The sequence below is a fragment of the Oleiphilus sp. HI0079 genome (assembly GCF_001635105.1).
Genome location: NZ_LWFT01000757.1, coordinates 1 through 2,402, shown reverse-complemented (window position 1 = coordinate 2,402; position 2,402 = coordinate 1). Strand labels below are relative to the sequence as shown.

2 protein-coding genes are annotated in these 2,402 nt (G+C 46.3%); one reads left to right on the top strand and one right to left on the bottom strand.

All coding sequences use genetic code 11. The annotated features are described in order from the left end of the window. The coding region (locus tag A3750_RS14140; protein ID WP_156498592.1) for a response regulator at window positions 1-388 on the bottom strand (388 nt) is incomplete at its 3' end. A gap of 268 nt (window positions 389-656) precedes the next feature. On the opposite strand from A3750_RS14140, the gene gyrA reads away from it, so the two are divergent. Beyond that, on the top strand, window positions 657-2,402 hold a 1,746-nt coding region (gyrA, locus tag A3750_RS14135; protein WP_068548383.1), incomplete at its 3' end, for a DNA gyrase subunit A.

The following is a 2,402-nucleotide window of genomic DNA, read 5'->3' as shown; positions in this document are numbered from 1 at the left end:
CAACAAGTATTTTGATCTCTTTGTTGCGATGCAATCGATTCAGCAGCTTGATGGCGTACTCATAGGAGAAACGGCTTTCTTTGACGATGTAGTCAACCACGCGTTTTTTAAAAATCTCTTGGCGCTTTGTTTCGTCAAAATTCCCAGTAAGAACAATGGTTGGCAGACTTTGGGATATGCACTCGTCTACCACCTCTCCGTCTGGTGCGTCGGGTAGATTTAGGTCTACGAGTGCTGCAAAATACGCCGATCTATTGCGCTCGAGAAGTGTGCGCGCTTCTGCGGCGGTGGTCGCGATATCATAGTCAAGACTGGGATGCTCTTTTAAAAGATGCTTTAAGATTTTTGCGACAATAGAGCTGTCTTCAACGATTAAAAATTTAGGCATAACCGACGCTTTTACTCGAATATTTACCAAGATAATGTCTTAAGCGTAGTCTTTGTTTGCATAGTCTCCAATTTTTGCGTTTAAACGCACTCTCAGGGGCTCTAAATGCTCACTTTTAACAGACCGTTATGGTAGTATGAGGGCACTTTTAAATGCGCCTGAATCGGCGCTGCAAAGAGTGGTGCAAAACACGCCTAAAACTGCGTTTAGTATTTTTGCCCCACCTAAATAACGATAACGACTTTTATCAGAAAGGAATGCACTCCAGATGAGTGATCACGCTAAAGAAATCCTTCCCGTAAATATTGAAGACGAGCTCAAACAATCCTATTTAGACTATGCGATGAGTGTCATCGTTGGTCGTGCTTTGCCAGATGCGCGAGATGGCTTGAAGCCAGTGCATAGAAGGGTTCTATTTGCGATGAGCGAGTTGAACAACGACTGGAACAAAGCCTATAAAAAATCGGCGCGTGTGGTTGGTGATGTCATCGGTAAATATCACCCTCATGGCGATTCTGCAGTTTACGATACGATCGTACGAATGGCTCAGCCTTTCTCGCTTAGATACATGTTGGTCGATGGCCAGGGGAACTTTGGTTCGATTGATGGCGATAATCCTGCTGCGATGCGATACACCGAAATTCGTATGCAGAAACTTGCTCACTCTCTCCTTGCTGATCTGGATAAAGAGACGGTCGACTATGTTCCCAACTATGACGGCACAGAGCAGATCCCTGAGGTTATGCCGACGCGCGTTCCAAATCTATTGGTGAATGGGTCGTCTGGTATCGCCGTTGGTATGGCAACAAACATTCCACCTCATAACTTGAATGAAGTGATTAGTGGCTGTTTGGCTCTTCTTGATAATTCGGAAATTTCAACGGATGAACTCATGGAGTTTATTCCAGGTCCTGATTTTCCTACGGCCGCGTTCATCAATGGACGAGCGGGTATCGTACAGGCTTATCGAACAGGTCGAGGGAAGATTTATCTTCGAGCGCGTTATGAGGTTGAGGTTGACGCGAAAGGTAAAGAGCGGATCGTTGTTACAGAGATTCCTTATCAAGTTAACAAGGCGCGGTTGATTGAAAAAATCGCAGAGCTGGTTAAAGACAAAAAGATTGAAGGCATCACTGAATTGCGTGATGAGTCGAACAAAGAAGGTATGCGCATTGTGATCGAGTTGCGTCGTGGTGAAGTGCCGGACGTGATTATGAACAACCTCTATGCGCAAACGCAGCTAGAAAACGTGTTCGGCATTAACATGGTTGCGCTTGTGGATGGTGAGCCAAAGACCATCAACTTGAAGCAGTCGCTCGAGATATTCGTCAAGCACCGTCGTGAAGTGGTGACGCGTCGTACAGTTTACTTACTACGTAAGGCGCGTGAACGAGGCCATATTCTCGAGGGGTTAACTGTCGCGCTTGCGAATATTGATCCGGTGATTGAACTTATCAAGAAGTCTCCTTCTTCTGCTGAGGCGAAAGAGGCCTTATTGGCACAGTCTTGGGAGCCCGGTGCGGTTGTCGGCATGCTTGAAAAAGCCGGTGTAGATGCATGTAAGCCAGACGATCTAGGTGCTGAGTATGGCATGGTAGACGGGATGTACCGTTTATCTCCGACGCAGGCGCAAGAGATCTTGAATATGCGGTTGCATCGCTTGACCGGGCTTGAAACTGAGAAGTTGATTCAGGAATACAAAGAGATTTTAGAGCGTATTACTGAGTTATTGAATATCTTGAGCAATCCTGAGCGTCTTATGGAAGTGATTCGTGAAGAGCTCGAAGCTATTCGCGACGAATACGGCGATGCGCGTCGAACCGAGATTATGTCTTCGCGTCGCGATCTTACGGTTGCTGATCTGATTACCGAAGAAGATCTCGTTGTCACTATTTCGCATGCGGGTTATGCGAAAACGCAAAAGCTGGAAGATTATCAAGCGCAGCGTCGTGGTGGTCGCGGTAAGTCTGCAACCTCTATGAAAGATGAAGATTTTATCGAGAAGTTGGTCGTT